This window comes from Rhodococcus sp. 14C212, from assembly GCF_011058195.1.
Lineage (GTDB): Bacteria > Actinomycetota > Actinomycetes > Mycobacteriales > Mycobacteriaceae > Rhodococcus > Rhodococcus aetherivorans.
In genome coordinates this window covers 18,204-44,296 of sequence record NZ_JAALEH010000028.1, presented here as the reverse complement: position 1 = coordinate 44,296, position 26,093 = coordinate 18,204, and the positions used below count along the sequence as shown (strand labels likewise).

The following is a 26,093-nucleotide window of genomic DNA, read 5'->3' as shown; positions in this document are numbered from 1 at the left end:
ATACCGATGTTCACCCTCACCGACGACGACCGGGCGATCCGCGACACCGCCCGCGACTTCGCCGCCGAGTTCCTCGCCCCGAACGCGGTCGAATGGGACCAGACCAAGCACTTCCCGGTCGACGTCCTGCGCAAGGCCGCGGCCCTCGGGATGGGCGGCATCTACGTCCGCGAGGACGTGGGCGGGTCGGGCCTGCGCCGCCTCGACTCCGTCCGGATCTTCGAGGAACTCGCCAAGGGCTGCCCGTCCATCGCCGCCTACATCTCCATCCACAACATGGTCACGTGGATGATCGACCGGTTCGGCAACGACGAGCAGCGCCGCCGTTGGGTCCCCGGGCTCTGCACGATGGACCAGCTCGCCAGCTACTGCCTGACCGAGCCCGGCGCCGGCTCCGACGCGGCGGCCCTGAGCACCAGGGCCGTCCGCGACGGCGACGAGTACGTCCTCACCGGCGCCAAGCAGTTCATCTCCGGCGCCGGCACGTCGGACGTGTACGTGGTGATGGCGCGCACCGGCGAGCCCGGTCCGCGCGGCATCTCCGCGATCATCGTCCCGAAGGACACCCCCGGGCTGTCCTTCGGCGCCAACGAGAAGAAGATGGGCTGGAACGCCCAGCCCACCCGGCAGGTGATCTTCGACGGTGCCCGGGTGCCCGCCGAGAACCTGCTCGGCGAGGAGGGCAGCGGCTTCCGCATCGCCATGCACGGGCTCAACGGGGGCCGGCTCAACATCGCCGCGTGCTCGGTCGGCGGCGCTCAGGCCGCGCTCGACAAGACCGTCGGCTACCTCGCCGAACGCAAGGCGTTCGGGGAGCGGCTGCTCGACTCGCAGGCCCTGCAGTTCCGCCTCGCCGACATGCGCACCGGCATCGAGGCCTCCCGTACCCTGCTGTGGCGCGCCGCCGACGCGCTGGACCGGAACGCCGACGACGTGGTCGAGCTGTGCGCCATGGCGAAGCGATTCGCCACCGACGCCTGCTTCGACGCCGCCAACGACGCGCTGCAACTGCACGGCGGCTACGGCTATCTTGCCGAGTACGGACTCGAGAAGATCGTGCGGGATCTGCGGGTGCATCAGATCCTCGAAGGAACCAACGAGATCATGCGGGTGGTCGTCGCGCGCAGCGTGGTGGCCGCGGCGCAGAACGGAGCAAAATGACCGAGACGGAAGACGTCCTCGTCCGGGTCTCCGGCGGCATCGGCCGGATCACCCTGAACCGGCCCAAGGCCATCAACGCCCTGAACTACGACATGGTGAAGGTGACGGCCGCCGCGCTCGGCGAGTGGGCCGGGGACGACTCGGTCCGCGCGGTCGTCGTGGACGGGGCGGGGGAGCGCGGCCTGTGCGCCGGCGGTGACATCGTCTCGATCTACCACGACGCCCGCGACGGCGGCACCGGCTCGCAGGACTTCTGGCGCGACGAGTACATCCTCAACGCCGCCATCGGCCGCTACCCGAAGCCGTACGTCGCGATCATGGACGGCATCGTCATGGGCGGCGGCGTCGGGATCGCCGCCCACGGCAACGTCCGCGTCGTCACCGAACGCTCCACGATCGCGATGCCCGAGGTCGGCATCGGCTTCGTCCCCGACGTGGGCGGCACCTGGCTGCTCTCGCGCGCACCGGGCGAGCTCGGCACCCACCTCGCTCTGACCACCGGTCGCATGACGGCCGGCGACGCCATCGCCCTCGGTTTCGCCGACCACTTCGTGCCGTCCGAGGCGCTCGACAAGTTCGTCGCCACCCTCGAATCCGGCACGGTCGACGAGGCGCTCGCCGAATTCGCACAGCCGGCCCCGGAGTCGTCGCTGCTCGCGCAGCGCTCCTGGATCGACGCCGCCTACTCGGCGCCGACCGTCGAGGAGATCGTCGCCCGCCTGCAGGCCGCCGAGGAGCCCGAGGCCCGCGCGGCCGCCGAGCAGATCCTCGGCAAGTCGCCCGTCGCGCTGAAGGTGACCCTGCGATCGGTGCGCCACGCCCGCGAACTCGGCAGCCTCGAGGAGGTGCTGAACGAGGAGTACCGGGTGTCGCTGGCGTCGTTGCGCTCGCACGACCTCGTCGAGGGCATCCGCGCGCAGGTGGTCGACAAGGACCGCAACCCGGCATGGTCGCCGGCGACCCTCGCCGACGTCACCGACGCCGACGTCGACGCGTACTTCCAGCCACTCGGCGAGCTCGAACTCGGGCTCGTCGCACCCGAGAAGGAAACCGCCTGACATGAGCACACTGCCGAACGTCGCCTTCCTCGGTCTCGGCCACATGGGCGGGCCGATGGCCGCGAACCTCGTCAAGGCCGGCTACCCGGTCACCGGTTTCGACCCGGTGCCGGCGGCCCAGGAACAGGGCCGCGCCGACGGCCTCACGATCGTCGAGTCCGCGACCGACGCGGTCCGCGATGCCGACGTCGTGATCACGATGCTGCCCAACGGCGCCCTCGTCCTGAAGCTGTACGACGAGGTCCTGCCGGCCGCCCGGGCGAACACGCTGTTCGTCGACAGCTCCACCATCGACGTCGCCGACGCGCGGGCAGCCCACGAGAAGGCCGTGCAGGCCGGGCACCGCGCCATCGATGCGCCCGTCTCCGGCGGCGTGGCCGGCGCGGCCGCCGGCACCCTCGCCTTCATGGTCGGCGGGTCGGAGGACGACTTCGAAGCCGCGAAGCCGCTGCTCGAGGTGATGGGCCGCAAGGTCGTGCACTGCGGTGGGTCCGGCGTCGGCCAGGCCGCCAAGATCTGCAACAACATGATCCTCGGCGTGTCGATGATCGCCATCAGCGAGGCCTTCGTGCTCGGCGAGAAGCTCGGACTGACCAACCAGGCCCTCTTCGACGTCGCGTCCAACGCCTCCGGCCAGTGCTGGGCGCTGACCAGCAACTGCCCGGTGCCCGGGCCGGTGCCCACCACCCCGGCCAACAACGACTACCAGCCCGGGTTCGCCGCCGCGCTCATGGACAAGGACCTCGGCCTGGCCGCGAACGCGTTGCGCGCCAACGGCGTCGACGCCGAGCTGGGGCTGCGGGCCGCGGAGATCTACCACCGCTTCAACGAGTCGGGTGGCGGCGGACTGGACTTCTCGGCCATCATCACCGAGATCCGCAACCGCTCGACAGAACAGGAAACCCAGTGACGGACTTCGAGACGATCCTGCTCGACCGCAAGGACCGCGTCGGCATCATCACGCTGAACCGGCCCAAGGCGCTCAACGCCCTCAACAGCCAGCTGATGCGGGAGGTGGTGGCGGCCGTCGAGGAGCTCGAGGCGGACGCCGGTATCGGCGCCATCCTGCTCACCGGCTCCGAGAAGGCGTTCGCCGCGGGCGCGGACATCAAGGAGATGGCGCCGAAGACGTTCTCCGAGGTGTACGCGGAAGACCTGTTCTCGCAGTGGGATCGGCTCTCCTCGGCCCGCAAGCCGATCATCGCCGCCGTCTCCGGGTATGCCCTCGGCGGCGGCTGCGAACTGGCCATGCTGTGCGACTTCATCATCGCCGCGGACACCGCCAAGTTCGGCCAGCCCGAGATCAAGCTCGGCGTCATCCCCGGCATCGGCGGCTCGCAGCGGCTCACCCGTGCCGTGGGCAAGGCCAAGGCGATGGACATGTGCCTGACCGGCCGGAACATGGACGCCGAGGAGGCCGAGCGCGCGGGCCTGGTGTCGCGCATCGTGCCGGCCGCGGAGCTGTTCGACGTGGCGCTCGAGGCCGCGACCACGGTGGCGGCGATGTCGCTGCCCGTGGCGATGATGGCCAAGGAGGCGGTCAACCGGTCCTTCGAGACCACCCTCGCCGAGGGCGTGAAGTTCGAGCGGCGGGTGTTCCACTCGACGTTCGCCACCGCGGACCAGAAGGAAGGCATGGCCGCGTTCGTCGAGAAGCGCGCGCCGGAGTTCAAGCACGCCTGATCGTCGTCCTCGACCGGGGCCGTTCCGCATCGTGCGGGACGGCCCCGATCCGTGTCACCACCTGGTGGGATCGCCGCCGGTGTCGAAGTCGCCGGCGTCGCGGCGCAGGCCGGCCAGGATCCGCAGCAGCGTCTCGAGCTGGTCGTCGGGCACGCCGGGCCGGGCGAACACCTCGGCGTTGAGCTTCTCGGTGGTCTCGACGGCCAGCGCCCGGCCCTCGTCGGTCAGTTCGACCAGTGTGGCGCGACGGTCGCTCGGGTGCGGGGTGCGGCGCACGAGCCCGGCGGTCTCGAGCCGGTCCACGGCGTTGGTGACGCTGGTGGGGTGGACCTGCAGCCGGGCGCTGGCCTTCGCCATGGGCAGCGCCCCGGTCCTGGTGAAGTGCAGCAGGGTCAGCAGTTCGTACCGGGCGAACGTGAGCCCGAACGGTTTGAGGACCTCCTCGACCCGCGCCATCATGATCTGCTGCGCGCGCATCACGGAGGTCACCGCGGCCATGCCGTCCGCGACCTCACCCCAGCCGTGGGCCGCCCACTGGCGGTGGGCCTCGGCGATCGGATCGAGCGGTAGGGGTGCGGGCATACGTCGATCATCCCATGTGGCGCCGCGTCGAGGTGACGCGGACACGGCTTCCGGACCCCGCCGGGGCGGCCCGCGAACCGGCCGCCGAGGGTGAACGACACGCGACGGCCGGGCCAACGTCCCGTGAACACCGGGCGACTCCCAAAAGTGCGGGGCCGCCGCCCGATTCGCGGCGGCTAGAGTGCGCGCGTGCACATCCTGTTCGTCTGCAGCGGCAACGTCTGCCGGTCCGTGATCGCGGAGCGGCTGACGCGGGCCTACGCGTGCGAATCGGAGTGGGCCGACCTGACCGCCGAGAGCGCCGGTACCCGGGCCCTCGTCGGGTATCCCGTCGAACCCCGGGCGGCGGCGGTCATCGCCGGTCTCGGCGCCGAGGCGAGCGACTTCCGCGCCCGCCGGGTGACCGCCACGATGGTCGAGGGCGCCGACCTGGTCCTGGCCATGAGCGAGGAACAGCGCGACCGGGTCGCCGGCCTGATCGCCGGTGCCGCGGCGAAGTCGTTCACCCTCACCGAGGCGCACCGCATCGCGACCGTCACCGGCGCGGAGACGATCGCCCGGCTCGATGCCTGCCGGGATCCCAGCGGCGCGGCCCGCACCCCGAACATCCCCGATCCGATCGGCCTGTCCGAGCAGGCGTTCGTCGATACCGGGGATCTCATCGCCGCCGCGCTGTTCCCCCTGCTCGACGTCCTCGCCGCCGCGGCCGTCGCCGCGGGTCAGCGACGGGCGTAGTCCGGGAACCGCTCGTCCACCTCGGCGGCGCTCAGACCGAAGTCCTCGAGCCGGTAGCGGTGCGCCGGCCGGCGATCCCCGCTGCGGCTCTCGGCGTGCAGCGCGGCCATCGCCTGTTCGGCGCCGGCGGTGAGCGGGATGCCGAACCGGTCGTAGATCGCGCCGACCGTGCCGAGAGGATCGGCGACGAAGTCGCGGTAGTCCACGTCGACGAACCGATCCGGGTGGTGCCGGGTCCGTGCCGCGGTGAACGTGTCGAGCCCGCGCGCCCACAGGTCGAGTTGGCTGCGCCCGATGCTCGCGCCCCGGAAGGTGTGCGACCAGCCGTCGGTGGCGTGCGCGGCCAGGCTGCACACCGACGGGATCACGGTGCGCGGGTCGCGGTGGGTGACGACGATCAGCGCGGCGGGGTAGACGGTGAGCAGTTCGTCGAGTGCGAACAGGTGGCTCGGGTTCTTCAGGACCCAGCGCTTGCCGGCGTCGGGCAGCCCGATCAGCTGCAGGTTCCGGCGGTGCCGGGCGTACGCGCCGGTCCAGTCCTGCCGCGCGAGCCAGCGCGAGTAGGTGGGCAGGTGCGCGAGGCATTCGTAGGACACCGATCGGAAGGACTGCCGCAGCAGCTGCCAGCATTCCTCGACCTCGCCGGCGGACATGTAGTGCACACCCATGAACTCCGGGTGCTCGACGTGGTGCTGCGCGAACCCGGCCTCGATGGCCGCGAACGCCGGATTCCCGGCCCACGTCTCGCGCGGCGGCCGGGGCTGCGGCAGCTCGGTCAGCCACATCTCGAGTCCCTGGTGGCCGGGATCGGCGGTGAGCAGGCGGTGCAGCGCGGTGGTGCCGGTGCGGGGGAGGCCGGTGACGAAGATCGGCCGTTCGATCGCGACGTCGGCGTGCTCGGGGTGGGTGCGCCAGGCCGACTCGCTCAGCAGCCGCGCGACGAGGGCGCCGCGCAGGAACACCCGCGACATCTTGCTGCCGAGCGGGGTGAGGTGTTCGTCGCGCGCATACGAGTCGAGGAGGACGCCGAGGGCCTCGGTGTAGTCGTCGTCGCCGAAGTCGGTCAGGCCGGTCAGCCGCGTCGCGGAGGCGTGCAGGTCCTCGACGGTGCCGACGCTGGTGCGCTCGGTCATGGATCTCCCTTCCCTGTGCGCGTTTCCGGTAGCGCCGGCTACCGAGAACGCGCACGGCTGGTCAGTGGTGGTATTCGCCGCAGTTCACGTCCAGGCACTGGCCGGTGACGGCCCGGGCCAGCGGGGAGGCGAGGAAGATCACGGCGTCGGCCACCTCCTCGGTGGTGGGCAGGCGTTTGAGGTCGGTGCCCGCCGCGGTGTGCTGGTAGATCTGTTCGACGGTGGTGCCGTACTTCTCTGCCTGGTGCTCGAAGTAACCCTTCAGGGTTTCTCCCCAGATGTATCCGGGGGCAACGGAATTGACTCGGATTCCCTGCGGGCCGAGCTCGGTGGCGAGGGACTGTGACATCGCGAGCAGGGCCGACTTGGCCAGCTTGTAGCTGCCGTAGCGCTCCTGTGAATGTCGCAGCACCATCGAATTGATGTTCACCACCGAGCCCTTCGTCTCGGTCAGGGCCTCGGTGAACAGCTGGGTCAGGCGCAGCGCGCCGAGGACGGTGAGTTCCACACTGTCGCGGATGTGCTGGAAGTCGGTGCGTGCCAACGGTTTCATCGACGGAACCGAGAAGGCGTTGTTGACCAGGGTGTCGACCCGGCCGAACTCGCGGAGGGCCGTCTCGACCAGCCGGGACGCGGAGCCGGTGTCGGTGATGTCGGTCGGGACGGACACCGCGCGCCGGCCCAGGGCGGTGATCTCGGCCGCGACGTCCTCGAGGCGGGCGGCGGTGCGGGCGGCGAGCACGACGTCGGCGCCGTGCTCGGCGCACCGCACCGCAAGGGTGCGGCCGAGTCCGGGCCCGACGCCGCTGACCACGACGGTCTGTCCGGCGAGCAGGGGGCTCGGGGTGGTCACGGCACTCACCCGAGCATCCGGTCGGCGATCGAGGTCTGGCGGGCGGCGATCCGCGCGGACCACTGCTGGGGCGTGACCCGGTTGTGGTCGAGGAACGGCAGTGCCGCGGCCAGGTCGTCGAACGGGACCACCCGGGCCGTCGGGCCGTCCGCGGTCGTGAGGTCGCGGGAGAGGCGCTGCCAGCGGAACTGCAGGAACCCGCGGCCGCGGCCCAGGGTCTCGACCCAGTTGGCGACGCCGGGATTGCGGGCGGAGACGACCATGCGGATCATCCCGTCCGGATCCACCTGGGCCTGTGTGTTGTTCAGCGACGTCTGGTGGTGGATGTAGTCGAGCGAGATGTACCAGAGGCTGCCCAGCTGGAAGCCCTGGTAGGGCGCGTCGGCGGCGGGGACGGCCAGGATCATCGCCTCGTCGTCGCGCAGGTCGAAATGCCCGACGGACGAGTACTGGGTGGCCAGGCCACCGGGCGTCGGCCGCGGTTCGGTGACCGTGTTGACCGGGAGGTCGAGGTAGAACCACTGCGGGAACTGCAGCCATGTCCGCACCCGGGACACGAGGGCGCGCCCGGCCCGGCGGTAGCGCGCGGCGGCGTCGTCCTGCGTCGGCTCTGGCGGCGGCGTGCCGAGCGCGTCGACCCGGTCGATGCGCAGGGTGCCGCGCCGCTGGGACCAGTCGCTGTAGACCTCCCGGACGACGAGCTGGGACGAGCCGGGGGCGAGGGTGAAGTAGTTGTTCCCGGGGTCGGCGGGGCCGGGACCGAACCGGGCCTCGAAGGTGCCGTCGTCGGCGATGCGCAGCTCGCGGTCGTCGAACGCGGTGACGTTGCCGGGCACCTCGGCGTCGGTGTAGTTGCCGGCGAGGACCTGGAAGCTCAGGTCGCAGGTGGTGCCGCGGCGGCCGGTGACGACGTACTCGGCGTCGTCGCGGATGCGTGCCCCGAAGTAGAGGGTGTCGGGGTTGTCGAGCCCCATCTTCGTGTAGGGCCCGGTCCCGGTGACGAACGTGGGGTGGGGGCTCTCGGCCGCCCACGCCGAGTGCACGCAGGCGGTGATCCCGCCGGCGAGGTAGCGGTACCCCTCGATCAGGTCCTGCTCGGTGCGGATCTGCGGCGCCGTCGCGACGAGCTTCTCGGCCTCGGCGATGGCGGATGTGAGCGGATCGGTGAGCACACGATCTCCTTGCGGTTCAAATATGTACCGATGCGGTAGGCTCTCGGTGCAGCGACGATAGAACGTGTTCCAAGGAGGCGTCAATGACCGAGGCCGCCGCGCCGTCGTCCGCCCGGCGTTCGCCGCCGACCGAGCGGGTCGTGCAGGTCCTGGACCACCTGGTCGCGCACCCGGAGACCCGGTTCGGGCTCTCCGAGCTGGCGCGCCGGCTGGGTATGAGCAAGCCGACGTGCCTGGGGATCCTGACCGCCCTGACCGAGGCCGGCTACCTGATGCGCCATCCCGCCGACCGGACGTACGGCCTCGGTCCCGCGCTGATCGTCGCGGGCCGCGCCGCGCAGCGCGGCTTCGCCGTCGGTCCCGTCACCCACCGGCATCTGGCCGCGCTCGGCACCGAGTTCGGCGCCACCTGCGCCGCGTCGGCGGTGGTGGGCGACCGCATCGCGGTCCTCGACGTCGCCGGGGCCGATCCGGACGGGGCCGGGGCGCGGGTGGGAGAGGTCTATCCGTTCGCGCCGCCGGTGGGCCTGATGTACGTGCTGTGGGACTCCGACGAGCGGCTCGAGCAGTGGCTCGCGCGCGAGCCGACGCTTCCGGTGCGCCTGGACCGGGACCGCCTGCGGGACGTGGTCGACGAGTGCCGCGCCGCGGGTTACCTGGTCGAGTCGCTCACCGCGGGCGGCCGGCGGCTGCACGCACTCATGGCCGGCGTCGCGGCGCACGACCTGCCGCCCGAGCTGCGCGAACTGCTCGGGGAGGTGGTGTCCAGCCTGGGGGAGCGGGTGCTGCTGACCGGGGCGGAACCAGCCGACGCCGAGCATCCGGTGAACCTGCTCGCCGCCCCCGCCTACGACGCGGACGGACGGCAGTCGGTGGTGCTCACTCTCCACGTGGGCGCGACCCTGGCCAACCGGGAGATCGCCCGGCGCGGGGCGGCGCTCGTGGCCACCGCCGAAGCCGTCACCCGCGAGCTCGGGGGGCGTCGCCCGGCCCGGTGACGGCCGGGTGTTGCGTCCCCGGGGGACCGAGCGAATGGATCATGCCGTCGGTCTGATCGAGTGGGCGATACATTCGCTCGCACCCCGCGGGGCGTTGACCCGGAACTGAAACTCGTTCTATCGTTCGGGGCGAAACCTTTCGACCAAGCCGGTACATATTTGGACCGGCGCTCGTGAGCTGGAGCCCCGATGACCCTCACGCCGTCGTACGAACTGTCCCTGCTGCGCGCCCTCGAGGCCGAGTCCGTGCACATCTTCCGGGAGGTGGCGGCCACCTTCGAACGTCCCGTGCTGCTCTTCTCCGGCGGCAAGGACTCCGCGGTGATGCTGCACGTGGCGGCCAAGGCGTTCTGGCCGGCGCCGATCCCGTTTCCGGTGCTGCACATCGACACCGGCCACAACTTCCCCGAGGTCCTCGTCTACCGCGACGCCGAGGCGGCCCGCCGGCGGGTGCGCCTGCTGGTCGCCTCGGTGCAGGACGACATCGACGCCGGCCGGGCCGTCGAGGACCTCGGTCCCCGCGCGAGCCGCAACCGGCTGCAGACCCGAACGCTGTTGCGCGCCATCCGCGAAGGCGGATTCGACGCGGTGTTCGGCGGCGCCCGCCGCGACGAGGAGAAGGCCCGCGCCAAGGAACGCGTGTTCTCCTTCCGCGACGAGTTCGGCCAATGGGATCCCAAGGCGCAGCGCCCCGAACTGTGGCAGCTGTACAACGGCCGGCACCGCCGCGGCGAGCACATCCGCGTGTTCCCGCTGTCCAACTGGACCGAACTCGACGTCTGGAACTACATCCGCGACGAACGCATCGAGCTGCCGTCGCTCTACTACGCCCATCGCCGACCCGTCGTCGAGCGCGACGGAATGCTGCTGGCGCTCAACGAGTTCCTCACCCTGCTGCCGGACGACGAGCCGCGCGACGCGCTGGTGCGGTTCCGCACGGTGGGCGACGCCACCTGCACGGGGTGCGTCGAATCCGCCGCCGCCACCCCCGACGAGGTGGTCGCCGAGGTCGCCGTCAGCCGCGTCACCGAGCGCGGCGCCACCCGCGCCGACGACCGCATCTCCGAAGCCGGCATGGAAGACCGCAAGAAGGAGGGCTACTTCTGATGACCCCGTTGCTGCGCATCGCCACCGCCGGCAGCGTCGACGACGGCAAGTCCACGCTGATCGGCCGCCTGCTCCACGATTCCAAGGCCGTGCCCGAGGACCAGCTCGACGCCGTCGCCCGCACCAGCCGCGAGCGCGGCATGGACACCCCCGACCTGGCGCTGCTCACCGACGGGCTGCGGGCGGAGCGGGAACAGGGCATCACCATCGATGTCGCCCACCGCTACTTCTGCACCCCGCACCGTGCCTTCGTCGTCGCCGACACCCCCGGCCACGAGCAGTACACCCGCAACATGGTCACCGGCGCCTCGACCGCCGACCTCGCCCTCATCCTCGTCGACGCCCGCAAGGGCATCGTCGAGCAGACCCGCCGGCACGCCTTTCTCGCCAGCCTGCTCGGCGTCCCCCATCTCGTACTGTGCGTCAACAAGATGGACCTGGTCGACTGGTCGCAGCAGCGCTTCGACGAGATCTGCGCCGAATTCTCCTCGTTCGCAGCCAAACTCGACATCCACGATCTGACGTTCGTGCCGGTGTCGGCGTTGCTCGGCGACAACGTCGTCACGCGCACCACCACCATGACCTGGTACGAGGGTGCCTCGCTGCTGCACCGTCTCGAGCAGGTGCACGTCGACTCCGATCGCAACCTCATCGACGCCCGTTTCCCCGTCCAGTACGTGCTCCGCCCCGGTCACGGGGAGCACCGCGACTTCCGCGGCTACGCCGGCACCGTCGCGAGCGGGGCGTTCGCCCCCGGCGACGAGGTGGTGGTGCTGCCCTCGGGCTACGGCACGCGCGTGCGCGCCGTCCACGGCCCGGGCGGCGACCCGGTGCCGAGCGCCTTCGCGGGCAGCGCCGTGTGCCTCGAGCTCGAGGACGACCTCGACGTGGGCCGCGGCGACATGCTGTGCCGCCCGGGGAACCGCCCGCTCGTCGGGCACGAGCTCGACGCGATGGTGTGCTGGCTCGCCGAGGGTCCGGGTCTTGCGCCCGACGCCACCTACACCCTGCTCCACACCACCAACGCCACCGCCGCGCACGTGGTGCGGCTCGACTACCGGCTCGACGTCACCACCCTGCACCGCGACGGGACGGCACGATCGCTGACCCTCAACGAGATCGGACGGGTGCAGCTGCGTACCCGCCGTCCCGTGCTGTTCGACCCCTACCGGCGCAACCGGACCACCGGCAGCTTCGTGCTCGTCGACGACGCGACCGGCAGCACCGTCGCCGCCGGGATGATCACCGGACCCACCCTCGCCGCCGCCCCCGTCGTGTGGCACGCGGCGGAGGCGACCCGCGCCGAACGCCTCTCGCGCGGCGCGACGGTGTGGCTGACCGGCCTGTCGGCGTCGGGCAAGTCCACCGTCGCCGCGGCGCTCGAGCGGCGCCTGCTCGCGGCCGGAGTCCCGGCCTACCGGCTCGACGGTGACAATCTGCGCCACGGCCTCAACGCCGACCTCGGCTTCGGGCCGCAGGACCGTGCGGAGAACGTCCGGCGCGTCGGCGCGGTGGCGCAGCTGATGGCGGACGCGGGCCTGGTGACGATCTGCGCGCTCATCAGCCCGTACCGGTCCGACCGGGACCGGATCCGCGAACAGCACCGGGAGGCCGGACTGCCGTTCCTCGAGGTGTTCGTCGACACCCCGCTCGCCGACTGCGAGGCCCGCGATCCGAAGGGCATGTACGCCCGGGCCCGGGCCGGGGAGATCACCGGGTTCACCGGTATCGACGACCCGTACGAGGCGCCCACCCGGCCGGAGCTGGTGCTGCGGCCACAGGACGGCGATCCGGTCGCGCAGGCCGGGCTGATCATGGAATTGTTGGCCCCATGACCGATGACGCCGCCCTGGCCGCCGACATCGCCACCGCTGCAGGCGAACTGTTGCTGACCGTCCGCGCGGCCGAGGCCGACGCGCTCACCGGTCGCGAACTCGGCCGTCGCGGCGACCGCGCCGCCGACACGTACATCCTCGAGCGGCTCGCCGCCGAGCGCCCCGACGACGCGGTGCTCTCGGAGGAATCCGCCGACGATCCGGTGCGGGTGCACGCGAAGCGGGTGTGGATCGTCGACCCGTTGGACGGGTCCAAGGAGTACGGCATGCCGGACCACGAGGACTGGGCCGTGCACGTCGCGTTGTGGGAGGCCGGCAGGGGCATCACCGCCGCCGCCGTCGCGCAGCCGGCCGTCGGCGCCGTCTACGGCACCGCCGACGTCCGTCGTACCGAACTGCGGCCGCTGGCCGGCCGGCGGCCCCGGATCGTCGTCAGCGGCAGCCGGCCGCCGGTCTTCGTCGCGGACGTTGCCCGGGCCGTCGGCGCCCACGTGGTGCGGATGGGATCGGCCGGGGCCAAGGCCATGGCGGTGGTGCGTGGCGACGTCGACGCCTACGTGCACGCCGGCGGACAGTGGGAGTGGGACTCCGCGGCGCCGGTGGGGGTCGCGCAGGCGGCGGGGCTGTACTGCGCCCGCATCGACGGCAGCGAGCTCGAGTACAACCGTCCCCACCCTTACATGCCGGACCTGGTGATCTGCCGGCCGGACTGGGCGCCGACCCTGATGGCCGCGATCGCCGAGCATGTCGGCGCGCCCACCGACAGCGCCCGCGTCGCCATGGCCCGCGCCTACATCCGCTCCCTCGTCGGTCACGACGCGTCGCACGTACGGCTCGCGGCCGACGCGTGGCGGGTCGAGAACGGCGTGCGCACCGGCGACAGCGGGGTCGAGATCCGCGACCGGCTCGAGCAGGGCCCCGAGTACCGCCCGATCCGTCGTGTGCGGGAGCTGACGTTTCGCGAGTGGGACGACAACGTCGTCGCGCGGTTCCTGCTCGACCTCGACGCCGGCGACGGCACCCTCACGGTGGCGGTCACCGAGCACTTCGCCATCCCGGCGGGGGAGATCCGCTCGATCGTGGCGATCATCGAGCCGCACGAACCCAAATAGTTTACTGTTTGTATTCATTGAATGGCTAACGATCGAGTAGCTCGGAGGACCCCATGGACCACGCCCGCGACATCGGCGACGGCATCTACCGCATCCCCGTACCGGTGAGCGACCTGCCGGTCGGCGACACCCAGGTGTATGCGATGGAGTCGCCGCGCGGGCTGGTCCTCGTCGACGTCGGCTGGAACGACGACACGTCCTGGGCCGCGCTGCAGGACGGCCTCGCCGCCGTCGGCGCCTCCGTCGCGGACGTCGAGGGGGTCGTCGTCACCCACTTCCATCCGGACCACGTCGGTCTGACCGGCCGGATCCGGGAGGCGTCGGGCTGCTGGGTCGGCATGCACGAGGACGACTTCGGCCAGCTCGCGCTCATGACCTCCGGCGACGGCAACGCCGAGTGGGAGGCCGAGCAGTGGCGCCGCGCCGGCGCCCCGGACGAGCAGATCGCGAGCTACCTCGACCGGACGAACGGGGAACGCGCGACCGGCAAGCCCGACGTCCATCCCGACCGCAAGCTCGCCACCGACGAGCGGATCGCGCTCGCCGGCCGCACCCTGCGCACGGTGTTCACTCCCGGGCACACGCCCGGCCACGCCTGCTTCTACATCGAGAAGCACGACGTCCTCTTCAGCGGCGACCACGTCCTCGCCACCACGACCCCGCACGTGGGCGACTTCGATTTCCCTCTCGCCGAACGCGACGCCCTCGGCGAGTTCATCGACTCGCTGCGCGCCGTCGGCACGCTCCCGGCCCGGCGCACCCTGCCCGCGCACCGGCAGCCGATCGACGACCTCGCGGCCCGCACCGACGCGCTCGTCGAGCACCACGAGCGACGCCTCGACGACCTGTACGCGGCGTTCGGCGACGAGGAGCTGACGCTGTGGCAGGCTGCCGAACGCATGACGTGGTACCGCCCCTGGGACCAGACCCCGCCCACGGGCAAGCAGATGGCCCTGTCCGAGGCCTCGGCGCACGTGCGGCACCTCATCGAACGAGGCCGGGCGCGCCGGATCCCGGGCACCGACCCGGCGCGCTTCGCCCGGGCCTGACGGAAGGAACCGCATGACCCCCGACGAGCTCGTCTCCGAATTCTGCCGCCGCTGGGCCGATCCCGACCCCGCCGAGCTCGCGTCCTACTTCACCGACGACGCCGTCTACCACAACATCCCGATGGAACCGGTGCGCGGGCGCGCGGCGATCGAGGAGTTCATCACCGGGTTCGTCGCCTCGTTCGGGGGCATCGACTTCCGTATCCGGCACCAGGCCGTCCACGGGGGCGTGGTGCTCAACGAGCGTGTCGACGTCTTCACGATCGGGGGACGGACCGTCGAGCTGCCCGTGATGGGGGCCTTCGAGGTCGTCGACGGAAAGATCGCCGGCTGGCGCGACTACTTCGACATGGCGCCGATCACCGCGGCGGCACAGCAGGGTCCGGCGGAATAGCCGCCCGGGACGGGAACGGCCCCGCGTCGCACTGCGACGCGGGGCCGTTCCCGTGTGGTGCCCTCGGCAGGATTCGAACCTGCGACTTCTTGCTCCGGAGGCAAGCGCTCTATCCCCTGAGCTACGAGGGCGTTCCGGACTCCACCGGTTGCTCGGTGGGGCGGGAGTTAGCGTAGCGCATTGTCGGCGATACGCCACATCGCCTGGTCGGAAGGGGTTTCTCCGGCCCTCGTCGGGTATCCGACGGGCCGGGCCGCCCCGTTCGGAGGGGAGTTCTTCGGCGAATGTTCCCCGGAACGGCCGGCGCGGGCCACCCGTCCGGGGCAGGCTCGAACCCGAGACCGGACGACACCGCACCCGCAGGAGAGGACCGTACGTGGACGCAGGACCCGACACGGCAAGCCGGACCGGACCACTGAGCCCCGAGGAGCTCGCCGCGCTCGACACCTGGTGGCGAGCCGCGAACTACCTGTCGGTGGGCCAGATCTACCTGATGGGCAACCCGCTGCTGCGCGAGCCGCTGCGTCCCGAGCACATCAAGCCCCGGCTGCTCGGGCACTGGGGCACCACGCCGGGGCTGAACTTCGTCTACGCCCACCTCAACCGCGCCATCGTCGCCCGCGAGCTGGACATGATGTACGTGATGGGCCCCGGCCACGGCGGCCCCGGGCCGGTCGCCGCGGCCTGGCTCGAGGGCACCTACAGCGAGATCTACCCCGAGGTGTCCCAGGATGCGGAGGGCATGGCCCGGCTGTTCACCCAGTTCTCGTTCCCCGGCGGCATCCCCAGCCACGTCGCCCCCGAGACACCCGGGTCCATCCACGAGGGCGGCGAGCTCGGGTACGCGCTGTCGCACGCCTACGGCGCCGCCTTCGACAACCCGGACCTGATCGTCGCCACCGTGGTGGGCGACGGCGAGGCCGAGACCGGACCGCTCGCCGCCGGCTGGCACTCCACGAAGTTCGTCGACGCGCGCCGCGACGGTGCCGTGCTGCCCGTCCTGCACCTGAACGGGTACAAGATCGCCAATCCGACCGTCCTCGCCCGCATCGAACACGACGAACTCGAGCAACTGCTCCGCGGCTACGGCCACGATCCGGTGTTCGTCGAGGGCTCCGACCCCGAGCACATGCATCAGGCGTTCGCCGCAGCCCTGGATCGCTGCCTCGACGCGATCACGGAGATCCGGCGACGCGCCCGCCGCGACGGCGTCACCGACCGGCCGCGCTGGCCGATGATCGTGCTGCGCTCCCCGAAGGGCTGGACCGGACCGAAGGAGGTCGACGGCCTCCCGGTCGAGGGCTACTGGCGCTCGCATCAGGTGCCCTTCGCCGATGCCCGCAACGACGACGGTCACCGCAAGATCCTCGAGGAGTGGCTGCGCAGTTACCGTCCCGAGGAACTGTTCGACGACAGCGGCGCCCCCGTGCCCGGAGTCCGCGACCTGCACCCGGCGGGGGAGCGGCGGATGAGCGCCAACCCCCGCGCCAACGGCGGACCGCTCGTGCGGGACCTGGCGTTGCCGGACTTCCGCGACTACGCCGTTCCCGTCGGGACACCCGGCACCGGCAGCGTCGAATCGACCCGCGTGCTGGGCACCTTCCTGCGCGACGTCATGCGCGAGAACGCGACCACCTTCCGCGTGTTCTCCCCGGACGAGAACAACTCCAATCGGCTCGGTCCCGTCCTCGAGGCCACCGCCCGCACCTGGAACGCCCGCATCCTGCCCAGCGACGACCGGCTCGCCCCCGACGGGCGGGTGATGGAGATCCTGTCCGAGCACACCTGCCAGGGCTGGCTCGAGGGCTACCTGCTCACCGGCCGGCACGGCTTCTTCTCCTGCTACGAGGCCTTCGTCCACATCGTCGACTCGATGTTCAACCAGCACGCCAAGTGGCTGCGCACCACCAACGGCATCGACTGGCGCCGGCCGATCCCGTCGCTGAACTACCTGCTCACCTCGCATGTGTGGCGGCAGGACCACAACGGCTTCTCGCACCAGGACCCGGGCTTCATCGACCACGTGGTCAACAAGAAGGCCGACGTCATCCGCGTGTACCTGCCGCCGGACGCGAACACCCTGCTGTCGGTGGCCGACCACTGCCTGCGCACCCGGCAGTACGTCAACGTGATCGTCGCCGGCAAGCAACCGCAACTGCAGTACCTCGACATGGATGCGGCGATCGTGCACTGCACCAAGGGAATCGGGATCTGGGACTGGGCCGGTACCGACAAGGGGGTCGAACCCGACGTGGTGCTCGGCTGCGCCGGCGACGTGCCCACCATGGAAACCCTCGCCGCCGTGGAAATCCTGCTCGAATGGTTCCCCGACCTGAAGATCCGCGTCGTGAACGTCGTGGACCTGATGCGGCTGCAGGACCACACCGAGCATCCGCACGGACTGTCGGACCGCGAATTCGACTCGCTGTTCACCACGGACAAGCCGGTGATCTTCGCCTACCACGGCTACCCGTGGCTGATCCACCGCCTGACGTACCGGCGCACCAACCACGACAACATCCATGTGCGCGGCTACAAGGAGGAGGGCACCACCACCACGCCGTTCGACATGTGCGTGCTCAACCAGATCGACCGGTTCGACCTCGCCATGGACGTCATCGACCGGGTGCCCCGTCTGCATCCGATCTCCGCGTACGCGCGTGAGCACCTGAAGAACCGCCTGGTCGAGCACCACCAGTTCATCCGCACGCACGGGGAGGACATGCCCGACATCCGCGACTGGGAGTGGGGCCGGGCCGGGCGGTAGACACCGACCCGGACGGTAGACACCGACGGGGGACGGCCCGGTGGGCCGTCCCCCGTCGCGCGGGTCCGGTCGGTCAGTTCATCGGCAGCGGCTGCGCGCCCCGCTCCGCCAGCATCGACGTCATGAGCTCCGACTCGCTGGTCTGGGTGTCGACCATCGTCTGCGCCAGGGTGCGCACCGCCGGCTGGCCCGCATACTGTGCGCCGTACTCCATCATCGGCAGCCCGCCCTCGTGGTGGCGCAGCATCAGCTGCAGGAACAGCACGTCGAGTTCCGGGCCGGTGGCGCGGCGCAGGTTCGCCAGGTCCTCGGACGTCGCCATGCCGGGCATCCGGCCGGCGCCGCCGTCGGAGTGACTCGTACTCCCGTGGTCGTGGCCGGACTCCTCGGTCATCCAGGTCATGTAGTCACCGGTGGGCAGCAGCGGCTGCCCCCACAGCGACAGCCAGCCCTGCATCTGTCCGACCTGGTTCTGCTGGGTGGTGAGGATGTCGTACGCGAGGTTGCGCACCCTCTGGTCGCCCGACACCGTCAACGCGACGGTCGCCATCTCGATCGCCTGGCTGTGGTGGACGGTCATGTCCTGGGCGAACCCCACGTCGACGGAGTCGGCGGCCGGCGTCGCCGGCTGCGAGTTCTCGAGCGGGATGCGGGCAAGGAATCCGAGCAGGAAACCGATCGCGACGGCGGCGACGAGACCGAGGACCAGCAGCGTCCTGCGTCGGCCCGTCCCGTCGGTGGTGGGGGCGGAATCGTATGTCACGTCAGCTCCCCGCCGGGGCCTGCATGTCGGCCGGCACCTGCTCGGTGCCGTCCACCGTGCCGCCGTCCATCGGCACCGCGTCCGGGCCGGGGGCCGAGGGATCGAACGGCGGCGGGTTGCTCGGGTCGTACGAGCCCGGCAGCGTGGAGCAGCTCGCGCCGACCTCCGGGTAGGCGTAGCGGTTCAGCCGCAGTGACGCGATGAAGTGGTCGATCCGCTCGTCGTCGGCGGCGTCCACCTTCAGCTGATGCCCCCACGACTGCAGGGCGATCGGGGAGTCGAGCCCCGGGTACGGCGACATCATCAGGTAGGACTTGCCGTCCACCTTCGCCGCGAGCGCGTCGACGCCGGCCTGGTCGACCAGGTCGGGGTTGTAGGAGATCCACACCGCGCCGTGCTCGAGCGAGTGCACGGCGTTCTCGGTGCGGATCGCCTCCGGGTACACGGTGCCGGTGCATGTGGCCCAGATCGCGTCATGCGGTCCGCCGAACGGCGGGCTCTGGTCGTACGCGACGCGCTGCGTGGACCCGATGTGCTGACCGGCGGGGTAGTCGACCGTCACGACCCCCTCGATCGCAGTCGACGGGTCCTGATTCGCCTCGGACGGCGTCCACTCCGCCAGCGCCTGAGAGTCCTGGTACTTCGGGATGACGCTGGCGGCGATGACCGCGACCAGCGCGACCACCGCGACCACGCCGCCGATCAGAAGCCACGGAATCTGCCGCTGCTTGGGCAGGCCGCGACCGCCGCTCTTCTTCTGGGCGGCCTTGATCGCCTTCGCAGACTTGGCACCGGACTTCTTGCCGGGACCGCCACTTACCGAACCGCTGGGCATCGTTGGGTGCTCTTTCGACGGATGGACAACAGAGGGCGCACGACGCTCGGTCCGCGCGTGCTCTGTCAACTCTACGGGCGGGCCGTGGGCAGGCGTCCCCGCGGCGGGCGGGCCGTGACCGTGACAACAGGCCGGACCGGCGTCACGGCGGGTGGGACGGAGCCAATAGGATAGAGACCCGTGACTCCTGCCGACCTTGCCGAATTGCTCCACGGAACCGCTGCGAGGGTGCTCGCCGAGCGCGACCTCGACGTGTCCGTCCTGCCCGAGACCCTGACGGTCGAGCGGCCGCGCAACCCGGAGCACGGCGACTACGCGACCAATGTCGCGATGCAGGTCGCGAAGAAGGCCGGCGTCAATCCGCGGGAACTCGCGGGCTGGCTCGCCGAGGCCCTCACCGCCGCCGACGGCATCGAGTCCGCCGAGGTGGCCGGCCCGGGCTTCCTGAACATCCGCCTCGCCGCCGATGCCCAGGGCGCGATCGTCGCCGCCGTGCTCACCGAGGGCGCCGCGTACGGCAACTCGGACGCGCTGGCCGGAACCCGCATCAACCTCGAGTTCGTCTCCGCGAACCCCACAGGGCCGATCCACCTCGGAGGTACCCGCTGGGCCGCGGTCGGCGACGCGCTCGGCCGGATCCTCGCCACGCAGGGCGGCGACGTCACCCGCGAGTACTACTTCAACGACCACGGTGCCCAGATCGACCGGTTCACCCGCTCGCTGATCGCCGCGGCCCAGGGGCAGCCCGCGCCCGAGGACGGCTATGCCGGCGCGTACATCGCCGACATCGCGCAGGCCGTGCTGCAGCAGCGCCCGGACGCGCTCGCGCTGCCCGACGAGGAGCGGCACGAGGTGTTCCGCTCGATCGGCGTCGAACTGATGTTCGCGCACATCAAGCGCACCCTGCACGAATTCGGTGTCGACTTCGACGTGTACTTCCACGAGAACTCCCTGTTCGAGTCCGGCGCCGTGGAGAAGGCCGTCGAGACGCTCAAGACCTCCGGGAGCCTGTACCACCAGGACGGCGCATGGTGGCTCAAGAGCACCGACTTCGGCGACGACAAGGACCGCGTCGTCATCAAGAGCGACGGCAACGCCGCCTACATCGCCGGCGACATCGCCTACTTCCAGGACAAGCGTTCGCGCGGCTTCGACCTGTGCATCTACATGCTCGGCGCGGACCACCACGGCTACATCGGCCGGCTCAAGGCCGCGGCCGCCGCGTTCGGCGACGATCCGGACACCGTCGAGGTGATGATCGGGCAGATGGTCAACCTCGTGCGCGGCGGCGTCGCGGTGAAGATGAGCAAGCGCGCCGGCACGGTCATCACCCTCGACGACCTCGTCGAGGCGATCGGCGTGGACGCCGCCCGCTACGCGCTGGTGCGCTCGTCGGTGGACCAGAGCATCGACATCGACCTCGAGCTGTGGGCCAGTACCACCAACGAGAACCCGGTCTACTACGTCCAATACGCGCACGCCCGGCTCTCGTCCATCGCGCGGGGCGCCGTCGAGCTCGGTCTCGGCGCCGCGAACGCCGTCGAGCTCGGTCTCGGCGCCGAGAACGCTGACCTGGCGCTGCTCACCCACGAGCGCGAGGGCGACCTGATCCGCACGATCGGCGAGTACCCGCGCGTCCTCGCCAAGGCTGCCGAACTGCGGGAACCGCACCGCGTCGCGCGGTACCTCGAGGAACTCGCCGGCACCTACCACCGCTTCTACGACTCCTGCCGCATCCTGCCGCAGGGCGACGAGGAGCCCGGCCCGCTGCACGCGGCGCGGCTCGCGCTGTGCGCGGCGACCCGTCAGGTGCTGGCCAACGGGCTCGGACTGCTCGGCGTGAGCGCCCCGGAGCGGATGTGAACGCGCACCCCGCCGGTCCCCGGCACGCCGAGATCCCGCACGCACCGGGCCTGACCGAGCGGCCCGCGAACGCCGGCGAGCTGAACCTGCTGCACCCGGACGTGTGGCCCCGCAACGCGCGGCGCGGCGACGACGGCGTCGTGACGATCGCCGGTCTGCCCGTCACCGAACTCGCGGAGAGATACGGCACCCCGCTCTTCGTTGTCGACGAGGACGACTTCCGCTCCCGGTGCCGGGAGATCGCGGCCGCGTTCGGGCCGGGCGCGAAGGTGCACTACGCGTCGAAGGCGTTCCTGTGCACCGAAATCGCGCGCTGGGTCGAGCAGGAGGGCCTGTCCCTCGACGTCTCGACCGGCGGTGAGCTCGCCGTCGCGCTGCGCGCCGGTTTCCCGGCCGGGAAGATCGCCATGCACGGCAACAACAAGTCCGTGGCCGAGCTGCGGACCGCCGTCGCCGCGGGCGTCGGGCACATCGTGCTGGACTCCATGTCGGAGATCGACCTGCTCGACGCGGTCGCCGGCGAACTCGACGTCGTGCAGGACGTGCTGATCCGCGTCACGGTCGGCGTCGAGGCGCACACCCACGAGTTCATCTCCACCGCGCACGAGGACCAGAAGTTCGGGCTGTCCCTGGCCGGCGGGGTGGCCATGGCAGCCGTCCGCAAGGTGTTCGCGAGCGATCACCTGCGCCTGGTCGGCCTGCACAGCCACATCGGCTCGCAGATATTCGACGTCGACGGGTTCGAGCTCGCCGCGCACCGGGTCATCGGCCTGCTGCGCGACGCCGTCCATGAATTCGGCGTCGACAAGACCGCGCAGATGAACATCGTCGACCTCGGCGGTGGCCTCGGCATCTCCTACGTGCCCAGCGACGACCCGCCGCCCGTGGAGGAACTCGCCGCCAAGCTGCGGCACATCGTGCAGACCGAGTCCGCGCTCGCCGGCCTGCCCGAGCCGACGCTCGCGGTCGAGCCCGGACGCGCGATCGCCGGCCCCGGCACCGTGACCCTCTACGAGGTGGGCACCATCAAGGATGTGGCGGTGGGGGCTCATCAGGCACGCCGCTACATCAGCGTCGACGGCGGCATGAGCGACAACATCCGCACCTCCCTGTACCAGGCCGAGTACGAGGCCCGCCTGGTGTCGCGGTCCAGCGACGCGGAGCCCGTCGTGTCCCGCGTCGTCGGCAAGCACTGTGAGAGCGGCGACATCGTCATCCGCGACGCCTGGATGCCCGCCGACCTCGAAGCCGGCGACCTGTTGGCCGTCGCCGCGACCGGTGCATACTGCTACTCGATGTCCAGCAGGTACAACCTGCTGCCCCGTCCCGCCGTCGTGGCGGTCAAGGACGGCGCCGCCCGCGTCGTCCTGCGTCGGGAAACCGTGGAAGATCTGCTCAGCTTGGAGGTTACGGAGTGACGACCGAAGCGGTGACCAACGAACCGGGGCAGCGCCCGATCGGTGTGGCTGTGCTCGGGCACGGCACCGTCGGAGCCGAGGTCGTGCGCATCATCCGCGACGATGCCACCGATCTCGAGGCGCGCATCGGCGCGCCGCTCGAGCTGCGGGGCGTGGCCGTGCGCACCGTCCGCGACGACCGCGGCATCCCGCAGGACCTGCTCACCACGGACGCCGAGGGCCTGATCGCCCGCGACGACGTCGACATCGTGGTGGAGGTCATCGGCGGCATCGAACTGCCGCGCAAGCTCGTCCGCACGGCCCTCGACTCGGGCAAGTCCGTGGTCACCGCCAACAAGGCGCTGCTCGCGGAGTACACGGGCGAGCTCGCCGAGGCCGCCGAGGCCAAGCGCGTGGACCTGTACTTCGAGGCGGCCGTCGCCGGCGCCATCCCGGTCATCCGGCCCCTCACCCAGTCCCTCGCCGGTGACAGGGTGAACCGGGTCCTCGGCATCGTCAACGGCACCACCAACTACATCCTGTCGGCCATGGACGAGACCGGCGCCGACTACGCCGAGACCCTCGCCGAGGCGGTCCGGCTCGGATACGCCGAGGCCGACCCGACGGCCGACGTCGAGGGCTTCGACGCCGCGTCCAAGGCCGCGATCCTGGCCTCGATCGCCTTCCACACCCGCGTCACCGCCGGCGACGTCTACCGCGAGGGCATCTCGAAGATCACCGCCGCCGACCTGACCACCGCGCGGGCGCTGAACTGCACCGTCAAGCTGCTGGCCATCTGCGAGCGGATCACCACCGACGGCAAGGACCGGGTCTCGGCGCGCGTCTACCCGGCCCTGGTGCCGCGCGAGCATCCCCTCGCCGCCGTCAACGGTGCGTTCAACGCGGTCGTCGTCGAGGCCGAGGCATCGGGCCGTCTCATGTTCTACGGCCAGGGTGCCGGTGGTTCGCCCACCGCCTCCGCGGTGATGGGCGACCTCGTGATGGCCGCCCGCAACCGGGTGCACGGGGGCCGGGGCCCGCGCGAATCACGGTACGCCGATCTCGAGATCGCCCCGATGAGCGACATCGTCACCCGCTACTACGTCAACCTGCAGGTCGCGGACCGGGCCGGCGTGCTCTCGGCGGTGGCCGCCGAGTTCGCCAAGCGGGACGTGAGCATCGCCGCCGTGCGCCAGGAGGGCGCCGGCGAGGGAGCCCGCCTGGTGGTGCTGACGCATTGCGCCACCGACAAGGCGCTGTCGGACACCGTCGCAGCGCTCGACCAACTCGAATCCGTGATCGCTGTGACCAGCGTCCTGAGACTGGAGGGATCCGCCGAATGAGCGCGCCCGAGAAGAACACTGCCACCCCCGTGCACACCCCGTGGCCCGGTCTGATCGAGGCGTACCGGGACCGGCTCCCGATCGGCGACAACTGGAAGACCGTCACCCTCCGCGAGGGTGGCACCCCGCTGCTGCCCGCGGCGCACCTGTCGGAACTGACCGGCTGCGAGGTGCACCTGAAGGTCGAGGGCCTGAACCCGACCGGCTCGTTCAAGGACCGCGGCATGACGATGGCCGTCACCGACGCCCTCGCCCGCGGACAGCAGGCCGTGCTGTGCGCCTCCACCGGCAACACCTCCGCCTCCGCGGCCGCATACGCCGTCAAGGCCGGCATGGGCTGCGCGGTGCTCGTTCCGGACGGCAAGATCGCGATGGGCAAGCTGGCTCAGGCGGTCATGTACGGCGCGAAGATCATCCAGGTCCAGGGCAACTTCGACGACTGTCTCGAGCTCGCCCGCAAGACCACCGCCGAGTTCCCCAGCATCGGGTTGGTGAACTCCGTCAACCCCGTGCGCATCGAGGGTCAGAAGACCGCGGCGTTCGAGATCGCCGACGCGCTCGGCGACGCCCCCGACGTGCACGTGCTGCCCGTCGGCAACGCCGGCAACATCACCGCCTACTGGCGCGGCTACACCGAGTACTTCGCGGACGGCCTCACCACCCGCAAGCCGCGCATGCTCGGCGTCCAGGCCGCGGGCGCGGCGCCGCTGGTGCACGGCGCCCCCGTGAAGGATCCCGAGACCCTTGCGACCGCCATCCGCATCGGAGCCCCGGCGTCGTGGAACGGGGCGATGACCGCCAAGGAGGAGTCCGGCGGCGCGTTCCGGGCGGCCACCGACGAGGAGATCCTCGAGGCGTACCGGCTCGTCGCCGCCACCGAGGGCGTGTTCGTCGAACCGGCGTCCGCCGCGTCGATCGCCGGTCTGCTCGCCGCCCGCAAGGAGGGCTGGCTCGATTCCGGGCTGAAGGTCGTGTGCACCGTCACCGGCAACGGCCTGAAGGATCCCGACACGGCGTTGCTGGGGATGCCGCAGGTGGAGCCGATCCCGGTCGATCCGGTCGCTGTGGCTGCGGCGCTCGAGCTGGCCTAGTGACCGCCCCGCCCTCCTCCATTGGGAAAGACGACATGACGCAGACGCTGCCCGTAGGGATCTCCGTGACCGCCCGGGTTCCGGCGTCGAGCGCGAATCTGGGCCCCGGTTTCGATTCGCTCGGGCTGGCCGTCGGGTTGTACGACGAGATCACGGTCACCACAACCGCATCGGGCCTCGAGGTGCGCGTCGAGGGCGAGGGTGCCGAAGAAGTGCCGTGGGGACCGTCGCACCTGGTGGTGCGGGCGGTCGAACGCGGCCTCGAGGCCGCCGGAGTGTGGGCCGACGGTCTGGACGTGTTGTGCCGCAACGTTATTCCGCACTCGCGCGGCCTCGGATCGTCGGCGTCGGCGGTCGTCGGGGGTCTGGCGGCCGCCAACGGGCTGGTGCGCAAGGTCGCTCCGGAGCGCGTGCTCGACGAGGCGCAGCTCGTCCAGCTCGCCTCCGAGTTCGAGGGCCACCCGGACAATGCCTCCGCCAGCATTCTCGGCGGCGCGGTCGTGTCGTGGAGCGAGTCGGTCGTCGGCGACGAACAGCGCACCTACCGCGCGGTGCCGCTCGCGGTCCACCCGGCGATACGGGTCGTCGTGCTGGTGCCGTCGTCGCGCTCGTCCACCGCGCACACCCGCGGGCTGCTCCCCGATCTGGTGCCGCACCGCGACGCGGCGTTCAATGTCAGCCGTGCGGCGCTGGCCGTCGTCGCCCTCACCGAGCGGCCGGACCTGCTGATGCCGGCGACCGAGGATCTGCTGCACCAGGCGCAGCGCGCCCCGGCCCTGCCGCTGACCACCAAGTGGATCGCCACCCTGCGCGCGGCGGGCATTCCCGCCGCGGTCTCCGGTGCCGGCCCCACGGTGCTCGCCCTCACGACCGAGTCGTTCCCCGCGGAACTGCGCGCGGCCGCGGAAGCCGACGACATGACCGTGCTCGAACTCGACGTCGCGGACGGCGTGCAGGTCGTGTGAGCGAGCCCGAACCTCTCGAGTCGGGCGCGAACCCCCGGGCGACGCGCCCGGGGGTTCTTCTTGCTCAACGTACAGTTCGTCGCTATTCTGTGCTTAGTCCGCACGTCGTGCGTTTCAGTCGCTGGCTTTTCCAGGTCATTCACTCCAGATCCATCGGGGCGATCGATCCTGGATCGATCCTCACCTGACATCGTTTC

At 71.0% G+C, this 26,093-nt stretch carries 23 protein-coding genes and 1 tRNA gene; 17 read left to right on the top strand and 7 right to left on the bottom strand.

The window, feature by feature from the left end; all coding sequences use genetic code 11:
* The first annotated feature begins 6 nt into the window (after positions 1 to 6).
* The 4 genes from G6038_RS14660 to G6038_RS14645 are packed head-to-tail and all read left to right on the top strand — an operon-like array spanning position 7 to position 3,902.
* The gene (locus G6038_RS14660; protein WP_165038581.1) at positions 7 to 1,161 is read left to right on the top strand and encodes an isobutyryl-CoA dehydrogenase; all 1,155 of its coding nucleotides are present in this window, start codon (positions 7 to 9) and stop codon (positions 1,159 to 1,161) included.
* Entirely contained in the window at positions 1,158 to 2,219 is a 1,062-nt protein-coding gene (locus tag G6038_RS14655) for an enoyl-CoA hydratase/isomerase family protein (RefSeq protein ID WP_165038580.1), read from the top strand. The genes G6038_RS14660 and G6038_RS14655 overlap by 4 nt, the downstream gene beginning before the upstream one ends.
* A 1-nt stretch (position 2,220) precedes the next feature.
* Positions 2,221 to 3,129, top strand: a complete 909-nt coding sequence (mmsB, locus tag G6038_RS14650) for a 3-hydroxyisobutyrate dehydrogenase (RefSeq protein ID WP_165038579.1) — start codon at positions 2,221 to 2,223, stop codon at positions 3,127 to 3,129.
* A complete protein-coding gene (locus G6038_RS14645) occupies positions 3,126 to 3,902 on the top strand; it encodes an enoyl-CoA hydratase (protein ID WP_165038578.1) in 777 nt (258 codons plus the stop codon). Before mmsB ends, G6038_RS14645 begins: the two co-directional genes overlap by 4 nt.
* 54 nt (positions 3,903 to 3,956) lie before the next feature.
* On the opposite strand, the gene G6038_RS14640 is transcribed toward G6038_RS14645, so the two are convergent.
* Entirely contained in the window at positions 3,957 to 4,484 is a 528-nt protein-coding gene (locus G6038_RS14640) for a MarR family transcriptional regulator (protein ID WP_165038577.1), read from the bottom strand.
* Between the two features lie 189 nt (positions 4,485 to 4,673).
* Between G6038_RS14640 and G6038_RS14635 the strand changes: the two genes are divergently transcribed.
* Positions 4,674 to 5,219 (top strand): low molecular weight phosphatase family protein, encoded by a 546-nt coding sequence (locus G6038_RS14635; RefSeq protein WP_165038576.1) that lies wholly within the window; start codon positions 4,674 to 4,676, stop codon positions 5,217 to 5,219.
* Here G6038_RS14635 and G6038_RS14630 read toward each other — a convergent pair.
* From G6038_RS14630 to G6038_RS14620, 3 genes are all read right to left on the bottom strand, one after another.
* Positions 5,204 to 6,352, bottom strand: coding sequence for a sulfotransferase (locus G6038_RS14630; RefSeq protein WP_165038575.1), 1,149 nt, complete (start codon positions 6,350 to 6,352; stop codon positions 5,204 to 5,206). The two genes, G6038_RS14635 and G6038_RS14630, sit on opposite strands and share 16 nt — an antisense overlap.
* Before the next feature lie 61 nt (positions 6,353 to 6,413).
* On the bottom strand, positions 6,414 to 7,214 hold the full coding sequence (locus G6038_RS14625) for an SDR family oxidoreductase (RefSeq protein WP_165038574.1): 801 nt from the start codon (positions 7,212 to 7,214) through the stop codon (positions 6,414 to 6,416).
* Positions 7,211 to 8,377, bottom strand: a complete 1,167-nt coding sequence (locus tag G6038_RS14620; RefSeq protein ID WP_165038573.1) for a hypothetical protein — start codon at positions 8,375 to 8,377, stop codon at positions 7,211 to 7,213. Before G6038_RS14620 ends, G6038_RS14625 begins: the two co-directional genes overlap by 4 nt.
* An 83-nt stretch (positions 8,378 to 8,460) precedes the next feature.
* Between G6038_RS14620 and G6038_RS14615 the strand changes: the two genes are divergently transcribed.
* The 6 genes from G6038_RS14615 to G6038_RS14590 all read left to right on the top strand — a co-directional run bounded on the left by G6038_RS14615 (position 8,461) and on the right by G6038_RS14590 (position 14,872).
* Positions 8,461 to 9,375, top strand: a complete 915-nt coding sequence (locus G6038_RS14615) for a helix-turn-helix domain-containing protein (protein WP_165038572.1) — start codon at positions 8,461 to 8,463, stop codon at positions 9,373 to 9,375.
* A 189-nt stretch (positions 9,376 to 9,564) separates the two neighbouring features.
* Positions 9,565 to 10,482 carry a sulfate adenylyltransferase subunit CysD gene (cysD, locus tag G6038_RS14610; RefSeq protein ID WP_165038571.1) on the top strand — a complete coding sequence of 306 codons (918 nt, stop codon included), beginning with the start codon at positions 9,565 to 9,567 and terminating at the stop codon, positions 10,480 to 10,482.
* Complete coding sequence (cysC, locus tag G6038_RS14605) at positions 10,482 to 12,317, top strand: adenylyl-sulfate kinase (RefSeq protein WP_165038570.1); 1,836 nt, start codon at positions 10,482 to 10,484, stop codon at positions 12,315 to 12,317. Before cysD ends, cysC begins: the two co-directional genes overlap by 1 nt.
* The gene (locus tag G6038_RS14600) at positions 12,314 to 13,429 is read left to right on the top strand and encodes a 3'(2'),5'-bisphosphate nucleotidase CysQ (RefSeq protein ID WP_165038569.1); all 1,116 of its coding nucleotides are present in this window, start codon (positions 12,314 to 12,316) and stop codon (positions 13,427 to 13,429) included. Before cysC ends, G6038_RS14600 begins: the two co-directional genes overlap by 4 nt.
* 53 nt (positions 13,430 to 13,482) lie before the next feature.
* On the top strand, positions 13,483 to 14,478 hold the full coding sequence (locus G6038_RS14595) for an MBL fold metallo-hydrolase (protein WP_165038568.1): 996 nt from the start codon (positions 13,483 to 13,485) through the stop codon (positions 14,476 to 14,478).
* A 13-nt stretch (positions 14,479 to 14,491) separates the two neighbouring features.
* On the top strand, positions 14,492 to 14,872 hold the full coding sequence (locus G6038_RS14590) for a limonene-1,2-epoxide hydrolase family protein (protein ID WP_165038567.1): 381 nt from the start codon (positions 14,492 to 14,494) through the stop codon (positions 14,870 to 14,872).
* 55 nt (positions 14,873 to 14,927) lie between these two features.
* Here G6038_RS14590 and G6038_RS14585 read toward each other — a convergent pair.
* A tRNA-Arg gene (locus G6038_RS14585) sits at positions 14,928 to 15,003 on the bottom strand.
* 245 nt (positions 15,004 to 15,248) lie between these two features.
* Between G6038_RS14585 and G6038_RS14580 the strand changes: the two genes are divergently transcribed.
* Positions 15,249 to 17,639, top strand: a complete 2,391-nt coding sequence (locus G6038_RS14580) for a phosphoketolase family protein (RefSeq protein WP_165038566.1) — start codon at positions 15,249 to 15,251, stop codon at positions 17,637 to 17,639.
* Between the two features lie 73 nt (positions 17,640 to 17,712).
* Here the strand turns inward: G6038_RS14580 and G6038_RS14575 are convergent, their stop codons facing one another.
* The gene (locus G6038_RS14575) at positions 17,713 to 18,402 is read right to left on the bottom strand and encodes a DUF305 domain-containing protein (protein WP_165038565.1); all 690 of its coding nucleotides are present in this window, start codon (positions 18,400 to 18,402) and stop codon (positions 17,713 to 17,715) included.
* 1 nt (position 18,403) lies between these two features.
* Entirely contained in the window at positions 18,404 to 19,237 is an 834-nt protein-coding gene (locus G6038_RS14570; protein ID WP_165038564.1) for a DUF3105 domain-containing protein, read from the bottom strand.
* A 180-nt stretch (positions 19,238 to 19,417) separates the two neighbouring features.
* Between G6038_RS14570 and argS the strand changes: the two genes are divergently transcribed.
* Genes argS through thrB form a run of 5 tightly spaced genes read left to right on the top strand, consistent with a single transcriptional unit; the run spans position 19,418 to position 25,896 of the window.
* Positions 19,418 to 21,100: an arginine--tRNA ligase gene (argS, locus tag G6038_RS14565; RefSeq protein ID WP_165038563.1), complete on the top strand. Its 1,683-nt coding sequence runs from the start codon at positions 19,418 to 19,420 to the stop codon at positions 21,098 to 21,100.
* Positions 21,097 to 22,518 (top strand): diaminopimelate decarboxylase, encoded by a 1,422-nt coding sequence (gene lysA / locus G6038_RS14560; protein WP_165038562.1) that lies wholly within the window; start codon positions 21,097 to 21,099, stop codon positions 22,516 to 22,518. The genes argS and lysA overlap by 4 nt, the downstream gene beginning before the upstream one ends.
* Positions 22,519 to 22,529: 11 nt before the next feature.
* On the top strand, positions 22,530 to 23,840 hold the full coding sequence (locus G6038_RS14555) for a homoserine dehydrogenase (RefSeq protein ID WP_165038600.1): 1,311 nt from the start codon (positions 22,530 to 22,532) through the stop codon (positions 23,838 to 23,840).
* Positions 23,837 to 24,931, top strand: coding sequence for a threonine synthase (gene thrC / locus G6038_RS14550; protein ID WP_165038561.1), 1,095 nt, complete (start codon positions 23,837 to 23,839; stop codon positions 24,929 to 24,931). Before G6038_RS14555 ends, thrC begins: the two co-directional genes overlap by 4 nt.
* A 35-nt stretch (positions 24,932 to 24,966) precedes the next feature.
* Positions 24,967 to 25,896, top strand: coding sequence for a homoserine kinase (gene thrB / locus G6038_RS14545; RefSeq protein ID WP_165038560.1), 930 nt, complete (start codon positions 24,967 to 24,969; stop codon positions 25,894 to 25,896).
* Positions 25,897 to 26,093 lie beyond the last annotated feature (197 nt).